The 15,348-nt window shown below is 70.4% G+C and carries 18 protein-coding genes; 11 read left to right on the plus strand and 7 right to left on the minus strand.

Translation table 11 applies throughout. The features are described from left to right. Positions 1–69 precede the first annotated feature (69 nt). Together KV097_RS16275 and KV097_RS16280 are read right to left on the minus strand one after the other, a co-directional pair. Positions 70–576, minus strand: a complete 507-nt coding sequence (locus KV097_RS16275; RefSeq protein ID WP_255559788.1) for a flavin reductase family protein — start codon at positions 574–576, stop codon at positions 70–72. Between the two features lie 2 nt (positions 577–578). Continuing rightward, the gene (locus KV097_RS16280) at positions 579–1,700 is read right to left on the minus strand and encodes an LLM class flavin-dependent oxidoreductase (RefSeq protein WP_220366449.1); all 1,122 of its coding nucleotides are present in this window, start codon (positions 1,698–1,700) and stop codon (positions 579–581) included. A 155-nt stretch (positions 1,701–1,855) separates the two neighbouring features. Between KV097_RS16280 and KV097_RS16285 the strand changes: the two genes are divergently transcribed. The 6 genes from KV097_RS16285 to KV097_RS16310 all read left to right on the plus strand — a co-directional run bounded on the left by KV097_RS16285 (position 1,856) and on the right by KV097_RS16310 (position 6,063). Next, positions 1,856–2,674 (plus strand): ABC transporter permease, encoded by an 819-nt coding sequence (locus KV097_RS16285; RefSeq protein ID WP_220366450.1) that lies wholly within the window; start codon positions 1,856–1,858, stop codon positions 2,672–2,674. A 1-nt stretch (position 2,675) separates the two neighbouring features. Next, positions 2,676–3,767 carry an ABC transporter substrate-binding protein gene (locus KV097_RS16290; RefSeq protein WP_220366451.1) on the plus strand — a complete coding sequence of 364 codons (1,092 nt, stop codon included), beginning with the start codon at positions 2,676–2,678 and terminating at the stop codon, positions 3,765–3,767. Next, a complete protein-coding gene (locus KV097_RS16295) occupies positions 3,764–4,552 on the plus strand; it encodes an ABC transporter ATP-binding protein (RefSeq protein WP_220366452.1) in 789 nt (262 codons plus the stop codon). Before KV097_RS16290 ends, KV097_RS16295 begins: the two co-directional genes overlap by 4 nt. Positions 4,553–4,629: 77 nt before the next feature. After that, entirely contained in the window at positions 4,630–4,923 is a 294-nt protein-coding gene (locus tag KV097_RS16300) for a DUF4287 domain-containing protein (RefSeq protein WP_220343074.1), read from the plus strand. Between the two features lie 38 nt (positions 4,924–4,961). Then, entirely contained in the window at positions 4,962–5,366 is a 405-nt protein-coding gene (locus KV097_RS16305; RefSeq protein WP_220343073.1) for a secondary thiamine-phosphate synthase enzyme YjbQ, read from the plus strand. Positions 5,367–5,412: 46 nt separating this feature from the next. Beyond that, the gene (locus KV097_RS16310) at positions 5,413–6,063 is read left to right on the plus strand and encodes a helix-turn-helix domain-containing protein (RefSeq protein WP_220366453.1); all 651 of its coding nucleotides are present in this window, start codon (positions 5,413–5,415) and stop codon (positions 6,061–6,063) included. 2 nt (positions 6,064–6,065) lie between these two features. Here the strand turns inward: KV097_RS16310 and KV097_RS16315 are convergent, their stop codons facing one another. Genes KV097_RS16315 through KV097_RS16325 form a run of 3 tightly spaced genes read right to left on the minus strand, consistent with a single transcriptional unit; the run spans position 6,066 to position 7,542 of the window. Then, positions 6,066–6,692, minus strand: a complete 627-nt coding sequence (locus KV097_RS16315; RefSeq protein WP_220366454.1) for a dihydrofolate reductase family protein — start codon at positions 6,690–6,692, stop codon at positions 6,066–6,068. Then, positions 6,692–7,198 (minus strand): SRPBCC family protein, encoded by a 507-nt coding sequence (locus KV097_RS16320; RefSeq protein WP_220366455.1) that lies wholly within the window; start codon positions 7,196–7,198, stop codon positions 6,692–6,694. The genes KV097_RS16315 and KV097_RS16320 overlap by 1 nt, the downstream gene beginning before the upstream one ends. Before the next feature lie 2 nt (positions 7,199–7,200). Then, on the minus strand, positions 7,201–7,542 hold the full coding sequence (locus tag KV097_RS16325) for a metalloregulator ArsR/SmtB family transcription factor (protein WP_220343069.1): 342 nt from the start codon (positions 7,540–7,542) through the stop codon (positions 7,201–7,203). Positions 7,543–7,831: 289 nt separating this feature from the next. Here KV097_RS16325 and KV097_RS16330 point away from each other — a divergent pair, with 289 nt between their 5' ends. Next, the gene (locus tag KV097_RS16330; RefSeq protein ID WP_220345833.1) at positions 7,832–8,560 is read left to right on the plus strand and encodes a hypothetical protein; all 729 of its coding nucleotides are present in this window, start codon (positions 7,832–7,834) and stop codon (positions 8,558–8,560) included. A 17-nt stretch (positions 8,561–8,577) separates the two neighbouring features. On the opposite strand, the gene KV097_RS16335 is transcribed toward KV097_RS16330, so the two are convergent. Beyond that, entirely contained in the window at positions 8,578–9,150 is a 573-nt protein-coding gene (locus KV097_RS16335; protein ID WP_220366456.1) for a GNAT family N-acetyltransferase, read from the minus strand. Positions 9,151–9,225: 75 nt separating this feature from the next. Between KV097_RS16335 and KV097_RS16340 the strand changes: the two genes are divergently transcribed. Together KV097_RS16340 and KV097_RS16345 are read left to right on the plus strand one after the other, a co-directional pair. Next, positions 9,226–10,119: an aldo/keto reductase gene (locus KV097_RS16340; protein WP_220366457.1), complete on the plus strand. Its 894-nt coding sequence runs from the start codon at positions 9,226–9,228 to the stop codon at positions 10,117–10,119. Between the two features lie 178 nt (positions 10,120–10,297). Then, complete coding sequence (locus KV097_RS16345) at positions 10,298–12,496, plus strand: N-acetylmuramoyl-L-alanine amidase (RefSeq protein ID WP_220366458.1); 2,199 nt, start codon at positions 10,298–10,300, stop codon at positions 12,494–12,496. A 63-nt stretch (positions 12,497–12,559) separates the two neighbouring features. On the opposite strand, the gene KV097_RS16350 is transcribed toward KV097_RS16345, so the two are convergent. Further along, positions 12,560–14,401, minus strand: a complete 1,842-nt coding sequence (locus KV097_RS16350; protein ID WP_220366459.1) for a phosphoenolpyruvate carboxykinase (GTP) — start codon at positions 14,399–14,401, stop codon at positions 12,560–12,562. Positions 14,402–14,521: 120 nt separating this feature from the next. On the opposite strand from KV097_RS16350, the gene KV097_RS16355 reads away from it, so the two are divergent. Continuing rightward, positions 14,522–14,845 carry a helix-turn-helix transcriptional regulator gene (locus tag KV097_RS16355; protein ID WP_220343063.1) on the plus strand — a complete coding sequence of 108 codons (324 nt, stop codon included), beginning with the start codon at positions 14,522–14,524 and terminating at the stop codon, positions 14,843–14,845. 90 nt (positions 14,846–14,935) lie between these two features. Then, the gene (locus tag KV097_RS16360; protein ID WP_220343062.1) at positions 14,936–15,328 is read left to right on the plus strand and encodes a YciI family protein; all 393 of its coding nucleotides are present in this window, start codon (positions 14,936–14,938) and stop codon (positions 15,326–15,328) included. Positions 15,329–15,348: the final 20 nt, after the last annotated feature.

Here is a 15,348-nt window from a genome sequence, read left to right on the forward strand (position 1 = left end):
CGAATCTCGTGGTGATTCGGCGAGGTTCTTTCGTCGCACGGCTCGGCGCGCGCCCAGCGAGTCGGCAGGTCAGGAGTGCGTGCCGAACGCTCGGCGCCAGTAGGTGAGCGGGCGGGGGTGCGCCGTGCCGGTCTCGGCCGCGCGGACGTGCCCGAGGACGAGCACGTGGTCGCCCGCCGGGACGAGCCGGTCCACGTCGAGGGCGACCCACGCGTGGCGTTCGCGCAGGGCCGGCGCGCCGTCCTCGACCTGCCAGGCGAGCTCGGCGAACCGGTCGCCGCCCTTGGTCGCGAAGCGCGTCGCGACCGGGCTCTGACCGTCGGCGAGAACGTTGACACCCACGCGCGATCCCAGCCGTACGCGGGTCAGCAGCGACGAACGCGCGTCGAGTGAGACCAGCATCATCGGCGGCTCCATCGACAACGACATGAACGCGCTGACGGTCGTGCCGTGGGGGACGCCGTCCTCGAGCACCGTCACGACGGACACCGCGGCCGCGACGTGGGACATCGCGGCGCGGAAGGCGTGCTGGACGTCATCGAGGGCTGATGCCGCGAGATGGTCCGCTGGTGCCATCGTCACGCCAGCAGTCCCCGCTGACGCAGGATCGGCGTCACGCCCTCGGCGAACCAGTACGCCTCCTCGACGTGCGGGTAGCCCGACAGCACGAACTCGTCGATCCCCAGGGCGGCGTACTCCCCGATCAGGTCGGCGACCTCCTCGTGGCTGCCGACGAGTGCCGTGCCCGCGCCGGACCGGACGAGCCCGACGCCGGACCACAGGCCGGGATAGACCTCGAGGCTGCGGGCGTCGCGCGGCGCAGAGCCGCCGTGGAGCTCGCGCATCCGCTTCTGCCCTTCGGACTCGCTCGAGGCCAGGACCGCCTGTGCCTTCGCGACGTCTGCCGGGTCGAGATCGGCGAGCAGCCGGTCGGCGACCTCCCACGCGTCCTCGGTGCGGTCGCGGGAGATGGTGTGCAGACGGATACCGAACCGGACGTCGCGCCCCTCCTCCTCCGCGAGCTTGCGGATCCACGCGATCTTGTCGGCGACCTGCGCCGGCGGCTCACCCCACGTCAGATACACGTCGACCTGCCGTGCCGTCACGGGACCGGCCGCCGCGGAGGAGCCCCCGAGGTAGATCGGCGGGACGGTCGCCGGCTTGCGGGTCCGGGCGTCGGTCACGTCGTAGTACGCGCCCTGCCGGTCGTACCCGTCGCCGGTGAACGCGCCGCGGAAGATCTCGAGGAACTCCTCAGCGCGGGCATAGCGGTCGTCCTTGGTCACGTGGTCACCGAAGCGCCGCTGCTCCGAGGGATCGCCGCCGACCACGACGTTGATCGCCAGGCGGTCGCCGGAGACGCGCTGGAACGTCGAGGCCATCTGCGCCAGCAGGGTCGGGCTGACCAGCCCTGGCCGCGCGGCGATGAGGAACTTCAGCCGGGTGGTCTGCGACAGCAGCGCGGACGCGATCACCCAGGCGTCCTCGCACGGGGTGCCGGTCGGGGTCAGCACCGACTCGAAGCCGAGGCGCTCCGCAGTCCGCGCGACGTCGACGAGGTAGTCGAGGTCCGGCTCCCGGTATCGACCGGCCGTGTGGGCGGCGCCGCCGGCCCGGGCGAGCTCGGTGGGGACGCTGTGCCCGCCCCCGACGAGGCTTCGGCTGTCGCCGGTCGTGGGCAGGAACCAGTGGATCTTCATGCGACTCCTCGGTGACGGCGGCAGACCGAGCCAACCCTCCCTCGTAGACGCTCTCCGGGCACGGGTATCGCTCACCCCGGGTGAAACGAGACCGGTTCGAGCCGCCCGGCGAGAATCGGGCCGAGGCGGCGGCGGGGCGCCGTACGGTCCCGATCATGCTCCGACGACCGCACCGCCTCGGCTGGCTCCCGCCGCTGGCGACCGCTGCCGCCGTACTGCTCACCTGGTCGCTGGTGGCGGCCTCCGGCTGGGTCCAGCCGGCGTACCTCGCTCCGAGCCCTCTCGAGGTGTGGGATGCGTTCGTCCGGGCCAACACCTACCACCCGATCGGTGGCGGCATCGACCGCGTGGTCCGCGGGGAGGAGAACTACTTCCTCTGGGAGCACCTCGTCGTCAGCCTGCGCCGCATCGGTATCGGTCTGGCCCTCGCGGTGGTGGTCGGCGTCCCGCTCGGCCTGGTGATGGGCACCGTCCCGTCCGTACGGCGGGTCGCCGGGCCCTATCTCGACGTCCTGCGGTCGATCCCGCCGCTGGCCTACATGGGCTTCCTCGTCGCGTGGTTCGGCATCTACGACACGTCCAAGATCTGGTTGCTGTTCCTCGCTGCGTTCCCGCCGATCGCCCTGGCGACGATCAACGGGGTCCGCGGCGTGCGCGAGGACCAGGTCAACGCCGTCCTCTCGCTCGGCGCCTCCCGGCGTCAGGCCGTCACCTCCGTCGTCCTGCCCGCGACGCTGCCCGACATCCTCAGCGGTCTGCGGGTCGCCGTCGGGTTCGCGTGGACCACCGTCGTGGCCGCGGAGCTGGTCAACGGCCTGCCCGGCATCGGCGGGCTCGCCTATCTCTCGGGCACGCAGAACAAGATCGCGCTGTCGGTGGCCTGCATCCTCGTCATCGGTCTCACCGCCATCGCGCTCGACGCCGTCATCCGTCTCATCGAACGAACGCTCGTCCCCTGGCGAGGAAAGGCCTGACATGAAGCCCGAACCGATCAAGAACGTCCGCTCCAAGGCTGTTGCGGCCGCCACCCTGTCCGCGCTCGCGCTCCTGACCTCCGGCTGCGTCGGGGGTGACGAGAAGGCCGCGGCGGGGGGAGGCTCGGGTTGCCCGTGGGACGCCGACGAGTCGATCACCTCGACCGTACGGATCGGCTACCAGAAGATCCCGAACGGCGATGTCGTCGTGAAGGACCAGAAGATCCTCGAGAGCTGCGCGCCCAACGCCACGATCAGCTGGAGCAGCTTCGCCTCCGGCGGCGACGTCGTCCAGGCCTTCGGCGGCAAGAGCCTCGACCTCGGCCTCATGGGGTCGTCCCCGGCCACCAAGGCCCTGTCGGCGCCGCTGAACCTGCCGGTGTCGGTCGTCTGGATCCACGACGTCATCGGTGCGGCCGAGTCGCTCGTGGTCCGTGACGGTGCCGCGACCGACATCACCGGCCTGAAGGGCAAGACGATCGCGACGCCGTTCGGCTCGACCGCGCACTTCTCGCTGCTCCAGGCGATCAGCGACGCGGGGCAGAAGGCGACCGACTACACGCTCGTGAACGCCGACCCCGAGCAGATCGCGCCGGCCTGGTCGCGCGGTGACGTCGACGCCTCCTGGGTGTGGGACCCGACCCTGAGCGAGCTCAAGAAGGACAAGGGCACGGTCATCCTCACCAGCGAGGACACCGCGAAGGCGGGCAAGCCGACGTACGACGTGGGTGTCGCGGCCGACGACTTCATCGCCGAGAACGCCGACTTCCTCGCCCTGTGGGCCAAGGCTCAGGACTACGCGGTCGCACAGATCGCCGACGACCCGGACAAGGCGGCCGAGAGCGTGGCGGTCGAGGTCGGGGTGACGACCGACGAGGCCAGGGCGCAGTTCGACGGGTTCGTCTACCTGTCCGCCGCGGAGCAGGCCACGCCGGACTACCTCGCTGGCAAGCTCGGCGCCGACCTCTTCGCGACCGCGCAGTTCCTGCACAGCCAGGACGGCATCGCGGCCGTCGGCCCGGAGTCCGCGTACGCCGATGGCGTGGACGCGAGCGCGGCGGAGGCGGCGGCGAAGGCGAGCTCGGCGAAGTGACCGTCCAGTCGGTCCGGACGCACGCCGACGCGATCCGCGTCACCGAGGTCGAGCACGTCTTCGCCTCCCGCGCCACGGAGGTGCCGGCGCTGGACCGGATCGATCTCACGATCGAGCCCGGCGAGCTGGTCACGCTCGCCGGGCCGTCGGGGTGCGGGAAGACCACGCTGCTGCGTCTGGTCGCCGGATTCATGGCGCCGTCGTCGGGTCGCATCGCGGTCGGCGAGCGCGAGGTGCGGGGTCCTGGGGCCGAGCGGGGCGTCGTCTTCCAGCAGCCGACGCTCTATCCGTGGCTCGACGTCCGCGGCAACGTCGTGCTGGGGCCCCGACTGCGCGGGGTCGCGAAGGGCGAGCGGCGGGCGCGCGCTGACACGTACCTCGCGATGGTCGGGCTCACCGACGTCGCCGAGCGACGGCCGTACGAGCTGTCGGGCGGGATGCAGCAGCGCGTCCAGATCGCCCGCGTCCTCGCGAACGATCCCGACATCGTCCTCATGGACGAGCCGTTCGGTGCCCTGGACGCCCTGACTCGTGAGCGGTTGCAGGGCGAGCTCCTGACCCTGTGGCGCGCGACCGGCAAGACCGTCCTGTTCATCACCCACAGCGTCGACGAGGCGGTGTTGCTCGGCTCGCGGGTCCTGGTGATGAGCCCGCGACCGGGGCGGATCGTGCTGGACGAGACGGCGCCGTTCGCCAGGGCGTCGGCAGACGTCGACCCCGCCGAGCTACGAGCATCGCCGGAGTTCGCTGCGATGACCCGCCGCGTGCGGGAGGCGATCGCGTGACGGTGCGATGACTTCTCCGGGCACGCAAGGTCTGACCGGATGAGCACGCGCTGACCTTCCCCACAAGGAGAACGACCATGTCCTTCCAGGCCTACCTCGACGCGATCGAGAAGAAGACCGGCAAGACTCCCCGCGAGCTGGTCGAGGAGGCGCGCGGACGCGGCTTCGCGGAGCCGGGTGCGAAGGCGGGGCAGGTCGCCGCGTGGCTCGACGAGGAGTACGGCGTGGGGCGCGGTCATGCGATGGCGCTGTGGCACGTCATCCGCAACGGCCCCCAGATCAGCTCCAAGCACGTCGGGACGGAGGGTTCGCACAGCGACCCCTCCGACACGCTCTGGTTGGACGGCGCGGCGACCAAGCCCGCCGGGTGAGGTAGCACCCGCGGACGGTCCCGGGGCACGATCGAGGCATGCGAAGCGACACGATCGAGATCCGGACCGGCAACCGCCCGGTCGTCCACGACCTCACCCGCGACTGCGAGCGGTTCGTCGCCGACGAGGGCGACGGACTGCTCAACGTGTACGTCCCCCATGCCACCGCGGGCATCACAGTCATCGAGACGGGCGCCGGGTCCGACGACGACCTGCTGAACTCCCTCGACGACCTCCTGCCTCGCGACGACCGGTGGCAGCACCGGCACGGCGCCCCCGGCCACGGACGCGACCACGTCCTGCCGGCGTTCATCGGGCCCTCGGTCACCGTGCCGGTCCTCGCCGGGGCGATCGCTCTCGGGACCTGGCAGAGCGTCGTCCTGGTGGACACCAACGTCGACAACCCTGTCCGCCAGGTACGGCTCAGCTTTCTCGCAGGGTGAGGGGCAAGGTCGAACACTTCCCTTCACGATCGCGTAGACTTGTGTTGTGGCCCTGATCGGCGTACGCGAGGCAGCAGAGCGCCTCGCCATCACCCCTCGACGCGTGCACCAGCGCATCGAGGACGGCACGCTGCCCGCCGTCCGCATCGGCAACCAGTGGGCGATCGACCCCGGCCGTCTGCCGCTGGCGGCCGCTCGACCTTCGCGGCCGCTCTCGCCTCGGATGGCGTGGGCGCTGCTCGATCTCCTGGCGGGAGGGTCGCCCACGGTCGCGTCGACCGAGCGCGCCCGCCTGCACACGTACGCCGAGCGCCTGCGGGCGTCCGACGACCCCGCCGCGCTGCTGCGGGCCTGGATGGCGCGGCGAGCCGATCGCCAGGAGTTCCGAGTTGCCCCCGGCGATCTCGACGACCTGCGCGACGACGAGCGCGTGCACCTCTCAGGAGTCAGTGCCGAGGGGAGCTTCATCGTGAGCCCCACGCTCGAGGCGTACGCGGCGACGACGGACCTGGACGGCCTCGTCGATGACTACTTCCTCGTGCCCGCCCCCCGCCAGGAGGGCAACGTGGTCCTCCACGTCACCGACGTGGTTCCCGACACGAGGGGGTGGCCGGTGCTGGCGGCGGACCTGGCCGAGCACCTCGGGTCTCGCGAGAGCGCCCGTGCGTCCGAGCTCGTCCGGGCCGGGTCGACCTGAGGTCAGCGCTCACGCTGACGAACGGCGTAGGTCAGGTGCGTCACCCGCGGGGAGGACTCGGCGCGGACCTGCTCCAGGGCGACGCGTTCGGCGTCCACACCCTCGAAGAGGCGGACTCCCTTGCCGAAGAGCACGGGCGACAGCGCGATCGAGAACTCGTCGACCAGGCCCGCGTTCAGGTGTTCGAGGATCGTCGCGCCGCCGCCCGAGATGCGGACGTCACGCTCGCCGGCGGCCTCGCGGGCCTGGTCGAGGGCGGACTCGATGCCGTCGTTGACGAAGTGGAAGGTGGTACCGCCGGGCCGCTCCCACGGGTCACGCTTCTCGTGCGTCACGACGAAGACCGGCGTGTGGAACGGCGCCTCCTCCGGCCACGCCTCCTCGCCGGCGTCGAACATGCGCTTGCCCATGACACTCGCGCCGGTGCGCTCGAAGGTCGCTCGGACGATGTCGTTGTCGCGCCCCTCCTCGCCGCCCCCGCCGAGCTTGAGGTTCTCCCGGAAGAACCGCTGCGGGAAGACCCACCGTTGCAGCTCCATCCACTGTCGACCCATCAGCTCGTCGGTGGACTCGGGCGCGATGAACCCGTCCAACGACATCGACACGCTGAAGAACACCGTGCCGGCCATCAGTCGTCCGCCCCCTGCTCGGCCATCTCGGCGACGTACGCGGCCAGGTTGCCCAGCGTCTGCTGACCACCCTCGATCGCGTGGTATTTCTCGGCCGCCTCGTCACGCAGCTCCTTGGTGGGGAACACCGTGCGCATCTCGATGCGGGTCGCCGTCCCGTCGCGCTCGAACGTGAGGACCGACTCGAAGGCGTTCGGGTCGCCGCGGGACTCGCCGTGAAGCATCGCGATCCGCTCCGGCCGGGTGATCTCCGTCCAGGTGATCCACTCGGGGTAGTCCGTCCCGTCGGGTCCGTGCATCACGAAGTCCCACTCCCCGCCGGCGCGGAACTCCAGCGACGTCGTCGTCGTGGTGAACCCGTCCGGCCCCCACCACCGCGACAGGTGCCGCACCTCGGTGAACGCCTCGAACACCAGCTCCGGCGGGGCGTCGATGACCCGGGAGATCACGATCTCCCGGTCGGCCGTCGCGGACTGCACCGGCGCTCCTGATCCTGTGGTTGCCATCGCTACTCCTCCTGTCGTGCCTGCTTGAGGTCCTGCACGTACGCGTCCAGCCGGTCGAAGCTCTCGTTCCAGAACTGCTCGAACCCGCCGGTCCACTCGTGGACCGGTCGCAGCCCGCCGGCGTCAAGGCCGTACAGCCGCTGCTTGCCCACCTTGCGGTCCTGCACCAGGCCGACCTCGCGGAGCACACGCAGATGCTTGGACGCTCCCGGCTGGGTCATGCCCAGCTCCTCGGCCACCTCGGTCACGGGCCGCTCGCCCGCGCGCAGCAGCACCAGGATCTCCCGGCGCTGCGGCTCGGCGATCGCGTTGAAGACGTCCGACGTCGTCGCTGCGCGTGCCATAGGGACGATCATATGCCTATATGGGAATACGTCAAGAGGGTCGCGTAGGCGTGGCACGCAGAACGAAGGACGGCGATGTGGCCGTTGCTCCACACCGCCGCCCCGGACCACCCTGGACTCCAGGACGAGCGACCGGCAAGGGATTTCGATCCTGATCGAAAGGCTCCCCGACACGGCGGTGGGGCCGGTGCTGGCAACGGACCTGGCCGAGCACCTAGGATCCCGCGAGAGCGTCGGCGCGACCGAGCGCCGGTCCCGCCGAGGTCGTGCAGAGGTCAGGAGGTACGGCGTGAGCATCGCGCTCCCCGTCATGAGCGCCGAGCAGGAGGCGTCCTGGTTCGGCCTTTTCCACCTCGCCGAGACCGTCCCCGAGGGCTGGACGCTCGTCGGTGGACAGATGGTCCACCTGCACTGCGCCGAGCGCGGCGTCGATCCGTACCGCTCGACGCCCGACGTCGACGCCGTCCTGGACGTCCGTGGCCACCCGCAGATCCTCATGACCGTCACCTCCGCGCTGTCCGAGGCGGAGTTCGAGCCGCGCGGACTCACCGCCAGCGGCAAGCAGCACCGCTGGGTCCGCGGCGCGGCGACCATCGACGTCCTGATCCCCGCCTTCACCGGTCAGCCTGGGCGCGGGGTCGGAGCCAGCGGGTTCCCCGCTCTCGCCACTCCGGGCGCCATCTATGCGCTGCGCCGCTCGGAGCCGGTCAAGGTGACCGTCGGGGACACCACCGGCACGATTCAGCGCCCGACGCTCCTCGGCGCGCTCGTCATCAAGTCGGCCGCCTACTCGATCACCGTCGACCCCCACCGCGGGCGCCACCTCGACGACCTCGCGCTGCTCGCGTCGATGCTCACCGCACGCGACCTGCGGGGCGCCGAGCTGTCCAAGGGTGAGGCGAAGTACGTCCGCGAAGCCGTCCCGGTCGCCCAGAGCCACCTCGCCACCACGATCATCGAGGGCGCGCCGGACGGGCTCGCCCGCTTGGCGCGACTCTTGGAGCGCTCACCCGCCTGAGCCGTGCCACCCCACGATCAGCCGCGGTTCCACTCCGCGGCGAGGATCCCGTACTGGCAGCCGTCGATCCAGCCGAGCTCGGAGTGCCACGAGTCGCGGACGCCGTACTGCTCGCGCCGCATGCCCAGCTTCTCCATCACCCGGGCAGAGGCGGTGTTGGCGGCGAAGCAACCGGCCGTGATCCGGTGCAGCCCGAGCTCGGTGAAGCCCAGCTCCAGCAGCGCCCCGGCCACCTCGGTCGCGAACCCGCGCCCTGCGTACGCGGGGTCGAACGAGTAGCCGAGCGTGCCTTCTGCCGCTCGCCACGGCTCCCCGTCCTCGCGTTGCCCCAGCCCGTCCTGCACCCCCAACGATGCGAGCCCGACCACGACGTCACCGAGGTGGACGAAGACTCCGTGGTCGAGCGGATCGTCGGCGCTGGCCAGCCAGGCCTTGCGAAAGGAGCCCGGATCGACGGTCGTCCGCAGCAGCCACCGCGTCACGTCGGGGTGGTTGCGCCACCGGAGCACCTCGTCGACGGCCTCGTCGGTGGGCAGCCGCAGCTCGAGCCGCTCGGTTCTCCGCGGCCAGCCGAGCTCAGGAATCGTCACCCGGTGAGACAACCAGAGGACCGGGAGGCGTTCAACGCAGTTTCGTCGTGCGCGACCGAGTGCCAGACTCCCCCGATGACCTCCACGACGATCACTGCCGACAGCGCCGGAAGGTGGCAGCTGGGTGACCTCACCGTCAACCGGATCGGGCTCGGCGCGATGCGGCTGACCGGGAGCGCCGCGTTCGACCTCGGCGAGCCGAGCGACCGCACGAGGTCGCTCCGGGTGCTGCGGCGCGCGGTCGAGCTCGGCGTCGACCACATCGACACGGCCGCGTTCTACTTCTCCTCGCTCCGCTCGGCCAACGAGCTGATCTGCTCCGCACTCGCGCCGTACGGGGACGACCTCGTCATCGCCACCAAGGTCGGGCCCGGCAGGGACGCCTCGGGGGCGTGGCTGCCACCGGCCCGCCCCGACCAGCTGCGCGGCCAGGTCGAGGAGAACCTCCGCCAGCTCGGCCGTGACCACCTCGATCTCGTGTACTTCCGGAAGATGCCCTCCGTGACGTCGATCAGCGAGCACGTCGGGGCGTTGTCAGACCTGCGCGACGCCGGTCTGATCCGCCACATCGGCGTCTCCGGCGTCGATCGTGGGCACCTCGACGAGGCGTTGTCGATCACTCCGGTGGTCTGTGTGCAGAACCGGTACGGGATCGGGTCGAGCGGCGACGCCTGGGACGTCCTCGAGGCCTGCCGCGCACGCGGCATCGCCTTCGTCCCGTTCTTCGCCGTCGCCGGGCAGGGCGCCGAGCGAGGTCGGTCCGCAGCTCGTGAGGACGCCGAGGTCCTCGACATCGCGGCGGCGCACGGCACCACTCCGGCACAGGTCCGGATCGCCTGGACCCTCCAGCAGGGCCCGCACGTCCTGGCGATCCCGGGGACCGGCGACCCCGCCCACGTCGACGAGAACGTCGCAGCCGGCGCTCTCCGACTTACCGCCGACGAGCTCGACCGACTGGCGTCTTCATGATGCGGAGCGCATCTCGACGGCGAATCACAACGAGCAAGGGGCAGGTCGGCGTCGAGCCGTGGTTTACGTAACAAATATTCGTCCCAGGTGTTGATACGTCTCGTGGTGCAACCAGCGTGGGGTGCGCTTGCATGCAGGGATCACCTGAATCCGATCAGGTGTCGAAGGGAGCCCTCGCGTGCGATCCTCACTCCTCCGGGTCGGCGTCGTCGCCGGCGCGTCAGCACTGGTGCTGGCGACGATGCCCGCCTCGCTCGTCTCCGCGTCACCCGTCACCGACCCCCCGGCCGTCAACTGCCAGTCAGTCCTCGCGGCTCCCACCCTCGACGCGGCGTTCGACGCCGCGGCCGAGGCCGCCGACGTCCCGTCGGATCTCCTCAGAGCCGTCTCCTACATGCAGTCTCGCTGGGAGGGCCACGACGGCCGGGTCAGCAACGACGGCGGGTACGGCATGTTCAACCTCAAGTCGACGACGACGGCCGTCCCCGACGGGGCGGGCAAGGGCTCGACCGACCGCTCCCCACGACGTACGGCCAGCCAGCTCGAGCGCGCCGCCGAGCTCACCGGGATCCCCGCCTCGACGGTCCGCAGCGACGACCGCGCCAACGTCTGCGCAGCCGCGGCACTGACCGCGTCGTACGCGCCCGACCTCGACGCGTCCACGCCACCGCAGAGGTGGACCGCGGCGATCGCCCGCTTCGGGTCCGCCGACACGTTCGAGCGTCAGGTCCTGAGCACGCTCCGTGAAGGACGCGCTCGTACGACCTCCGGCGGCGAGACGGTGACCCTCGATGGCGACCCGACGGTCGAGGTCGCCCCGCCGTCCGCGAGCGATCCCGAGACCGACTGTCCGCCCGACCTCGGGTGCGAGTGGATCCCGGCCGGCTACGAGAAGCTGGTCCCCGCCGACCCCGACAGCACCGGCAACTACGGCAACCACGACAAGGCCGACCGCACCGGGCCTGGCGGGCCGAAGCTCAAGTACATCGTCATCCACGACACCGAGACCGCGTACGACCCGACCATCGGACTCGTGACAGACCCGGGCTACCTCGCCTGGAACTACACGATCCGGTCGTCGGACGGCCACATCGCCAACCACCTCGACCCGAAGGACGTGGGCTGGCACGCGGGCAACTGGTATGTCAACGCCCACTCCATCGGCATCGAGCACGAGGGCTGGGCGGGGTCGGCGGGCTGGTTCACCGAGGCGATGTACGAGCAGTCGGCGAAGCTGGTGCGCCACCTCGCGCACGAGCACGACATCCCGCTCGACCGAGCCCACATCATCGGGCACGACCAGGTCCCGGGAGTCACCGCCGGCGCCACGAGGAACGTGCACTGGGACCCGGGGCCGTACTGGGACTGGGAGCACTACTTCGACCTCGTCCAGGCGCCGATCGGCCAGTCGGCCAAGAACACCTCGTCGGTGAAGGCCGGCGACGTCGTCGAGGTCCGTGGCGGCTACGCCGACAACGTCAACACAATCACCGGCTGCCAGCAGGCCTCTCCGGGGTCCGGCGACTGCGTCCCTGGCCAGGGCACGAACTTCGTCCTCGCCTACCAGTCGCCCTCGCTCGAGGCCTCGCTGGCGAACGACCCGGGCTGGAAGCCCAACGGCGCCGCGGGGACGACGTACGCCAGCGACATCAGCGCACGCATCCAGTCGGGGCACAAGCTGGTCGTGGCCGAGGTGCGCGACGAGTGGCTCGGCGTCTGGTGGGCGGGCTCGTTGGTGTGGGTCCACAACCCGGCGACGAGGCCCGTCGTGCTCCGGACGACCGCCAAGACGGTGACGACGACGTCGACGACCGCGGCACCGATCTTCGGTCGCGCCTATCCCGAGCCGGAGGCGTACGCGCCGTACGAGATCCCGGTGCAGGCGATCGCGCCGCTGGAGTACACGCTCGGCGCCGGACAGACGTACGCCGTGAGCGACGACGACGTGGAGACCGACTACTACTACGCGCAGTCCTTCGACGGCTCGATCCCCGACGACCGTACGGACGTGAAGGGCAAGCTGCGCTACTACCAGCTCTGGTACGCGCACAAGCAGGTGTTCGTGAAGGCCGACGACGTGACGCTGCGCGATCCCGGCAAGCGCGCCGTGGTCCCGACCCGGCTGCCGAAGATCACCGGCGAGGCGAAGGTGGGCTCGACGCTCACCGTCAGCAACGGACGGTGGTCGCGTGAGGTGACGGACTTCCGCTACACCTGGCTCGTCGGGGGTCGTCCGGTCGCCGGCGCGACGGGCTACACCTTCACCCCGCGGCCCGGGGACGCCGGCAAGCGCGTCGTCGCGGTGGTGTCCGTCGACGACCCGGCGCTCCACCCGATGCTCGCTCCGTCGCTGCCGACGACGAAGGTCCGGCGCTAGACACAGCGATGAGGCGTTTCGACCACCATCTGGTCGAAACGCCTCATCGTCGTCAGCGGACTGTCAGGCCTCGGCGTCGAGCGCGGCCTTGACGCGGCGGTGCGCCTCCCAGATCTCGTCGGGCACCCGATCGAACTGCGCGAGGTGCTCCTCGCGGAAGCCCATCTCCTGCCGCCAGCGCTCCACGTCGATCGACAGGATCGTCTCGAGGTCATCCTTGGCGATGTCGACGCCGTCGAGCATCAGCTCGTCCTCGGTGGGGATGATGCCGACCGGGGTCCGACGCCCGGTGACCTCACCCTTCTTGAGCTGGATCAGCCACAGCAGCGGGCGCAGGTTCTCGCGGTATCCCGGCCACAGGAAGTGGCCGTCCTCCGGGTCACGCTGGAACCAGTTGACGTGCGCGAAGATCGGGAGCTCCTTCGCGGCCCCGACCACGTCGAGGTAGTGCCGCGCGTAGTCGCCCTCGCCGTAGGCCATGAACGGCCGGTTGGACATCGGGTCGTAGCGCAGCTGCCCGTCGACGCCCTCGGCGGCGAAGGTCGCCTCCGCGCCCAGGGTCAGCCCGTCGTACACGCCCTCGGCGAGATCGCTGATCGCGCGGATCAGCGGCTCGCGGTCGCGCGTACGCCCACCGAAGATGATCGCGTCGATCGGCACGCCTGACGCGGCGTTGTAGTCCGGCGCGATGTTGGGGACGTTGTCGAGCGTCGTGGTGAACCGGCTGTTGGGGTGCGCCCACGGCTCTCCGGCCTGGTCGGGCGTCCGGTCGGCGATCGGGTCGCCCTTCCAGTCCAGCCAGCCGGTGACGTCGGCCGGCGGCTGGGGCGTACGGCCCTCCCACCAGACCTCCTGCGTCTGGGGGTTGTAGGCGACGTTGGTGAAGATCGCGCCCGTGCCCTCCGCGATGGACTGCAGCGCCGTCGGGTTGGTCGTCTCGTTCGTGTCCTTCGCGACGCCGAAGACGCCGTACTCCGGGTTCATGCCGTACAGGCGGCCCGACTTCTCGTCCACCCACAGCCACGCGATGTCGTCGCCGTAGAACGACACGTGATAACGGTCGCCGAGGGCGTCCGGCGGCAGCATCATCGCGAGGTTGGTCTTTCCCGAGGCGCTCGGGAACCCGCCGCAGATGTGGTAGGTCTCGTCGGTCTCCTTGTCGTGGATCCCGATGAGCATGTACTGCTCGGCGAGGTACGTGCGGGAGTCCCAGCCGTCGTACGCGCCCTGGCGCAGCCCGTGGGCGATCTTCCCGAGCAGCGCGTTGCCGCCGTACGACGAACCGAAGTGCAGGATGGTCCGCTCGTCGGCGACGGTGACGAAGTAGCGCTGGTCGTCGGGCGTCCCGTGCCCCAGCGACTCCAGCTCACCGGTGACGTGGACCGCGCGCACGAAGCCGTCGGGCTCATCCAGGTCGTTGACGAAGTCCGCGCCGACGCGAGCCATGCGGATCATGTGCAGCACGACCGTGCGGGTGTCGGTGAGCTCGACGCCTGCGGCCCACGGCGCGAGAGCGTTGCCCGGAGGTGCCATCAGGTACGGGATGACGTACATCGTCTTGCCGATGAGGGCGCCGCGCATCTTGCTCTCGAGCAGCGGCTTCATCTCCGACGCCGGACGCCAGTTGTTGTAGACCCCGGCGTCGGACGGGTTGTTGGTGGCGACGATCGTGCGCTCCTCCGAGCGCGCCGTGTCCTTGTGATAGCTGCGCGAGTAGTAGCGCCCCTCGCCCGCAGGCAGGAGCTCACCGGCCGCGAGCGCCTCGTCGATGAGGCGTGCGTCGTCGTCCGCACTGACGACCTCGATCCGATCGGCCCCCGTGACCTCGGCCCAGTGGCGCACGTACTCGCGGACACGCGGGTTCGTGAGGCCGGCCTCGTCCATCGCCTTCTCGGGATCTGCCATCAGGTGGGTCCTTTCGTTGTACGGGGTGCGAAGAAGGGTTCCACGACTTGAAGAAGTCTGCAACGATCCCTAGTTTGTTGCCCCGTGCACCATACGGTCGGAGCCCGAACAGAGGTCTTGATGACGCGCCACGTGCCGCAGCACCAGTCGGAGGCAGAGCTCTTCCGCACTCTCGGGCACCCCGTTCGGATCCGTGTCCTGGAGATCCTCCAGGACGGGCCCACCCCTGTCCGATCGCTGCTCGCCGAGCTCGGGATCGAGCCGTCGAACCTCTCGCAGCAGCTCGCGGTGCTCCGCCGAGCAGGCCTGGTGCAGTCCGCGCGGGAGGGGACGACCGTGACGTACGAGCTGTCGACGCCGGATCTCGAGCACCTCTTGCTGGCCGGTCGCCGCATCGTCGCCCGCCCCGCCGCGGCAAGCGCACCCGTCGTCGTCGGAGGCTGAGCGAGGCAGCATGTCGACATCGCGCCCTCGGCTCCGACGTTCCCCTCAGACGGCGCGTGATGCCGTCGTCCCGACGATCGAGGAGCTCGCATGAAGTACGTGATCATGATCCACTCCAACCCGCAGCCGTGGGGTCACCCCACAGGTGACTACCTCCCGGAGTTCCAGGCGCTGCCCGCCGAGGAGCGCGAGCGCCTGACCGGCGACTTCGAGCGCACGCTCACCGAGATGCAGGAACGCGGCGAGCTGGTGATGGGCGAGGCTCTGGGCGACCCGACCACCGCACGCCTCTATCGCTGGGAGGACGGGCGGCCGCTCGCGACGGACGGGCCTTACTCGGAGTCGAAGGAGCACCTGGCGGGCTTCTTCGTCATCGACGTCGAGAGCCTCGAGCGTGCGGAGGAGATCGGCGCGGTGTTCGCCGGGCCGGGCGAGACCGTCGAGCTGCGCCCCATGATGTGGCCGGGCGGCGACGACCAGTGACGCCGTCCTCACCGTGAGGC

It is taken from the genome of Mumia sp. zg.B17 (assembly GCF_019550915.1).
GTDB lineage: Bacteria > Actinomycetota > Actinomycetes > Propionibacteriales > Nocardioidaceae > Mumia.

Bases quoted from the DNA above. Each gene is read 5' to 3' on its own strand.
- KV097_RS16355 (WP_220343063.1), top strand. From the start codon at position 14,522: ATGACGCGCCACGTGCCGCAGCACCAGTCGGAGGCAGAGCTCTTCCGC.
- KV097_RS16300 (WP_220343074.1), top strand. From the start codon at position 4,630: ATGTCCTTCCAGGCCTACCTCGACGCGATCGAGAAGAAGACCGGCAAG.
- KV097_RS16340 (WP_220366457.1), top strand. From the start codon at position 9,226: ATGACCTCCACGACGATCACTGCCGACAGCGCCGGAAGGTGGCAGCTG.
- KV097_RS16360 (WP_220343062.1), top strand. From the start codon at position 14,936: ATGAAGTACGTGATCATGATCCACTCCAACCCGCAGCCGTGGGGTCAC.
- KV097_RS16275 (WP_255559788.1), bottom strand. From the start codon at position 576: ATGGCACCAGCGGACCATCTCGCGGCATCAGCCCTCGATGACGTCCAG.
- KV097_RS16320 (WP_220366455.1), bottom strand. From the start codon at position 7,198: ATGGCAACCACAGGATCAGGAGCGCCGGTGCAGTCCGCGACGGCCGAC.
- KV097_RS16290 (WP_220366451.1), top strand. From the start codon at position 2,676: ATGAAGCCCGAACCGATCAAGAACGTCCGCTCCAAGGCTGTTGCGGCC.
- KV097_RS16350 (WP_220366459.1), bottom strand. From the start codon at position 14,401: ATGGCAGATCCCGAGAAGGCGATGGACGAGGCCGGCCTCACGAACCCG.
- KV097_RS16280 (WP_220366449.1), bottom strand. From the start codon at position 1,700: ATGAAGATCCACTGGTTCCTGCCCACGACCGGCGACAGCCGAAGCCTC.
- KV097_RS16285 (WP_220366450.1), top strand. From the start codon at position 1,856: ATGCTCCGACGACCGCACCGCCTCGGCTGGCTCCCGCCGCTGGCGACC.
- KV097_RS16325 (WP_220343069.1), bottom strand. From the start codon at position 7,542: ATGGCACGCGCAGCGACGACGTCGGACGTCTTCAACGCGATCGCCGAG.
- KV097_RS16305 (WP_220343073.1), top strand. From the start codon at position 4,962: ATGCGAAGCGACACGATCGAGATCCGGACCGGCAACCGCCCGGTCGTC.
- KV097_RS16315 (WP_220366454.1), bottom strand. From the start codon at position 6,692: ATGGCCGGCACGGTGTTCTTCAGCGTGTCGATGTCGTTGGACGGGTTC.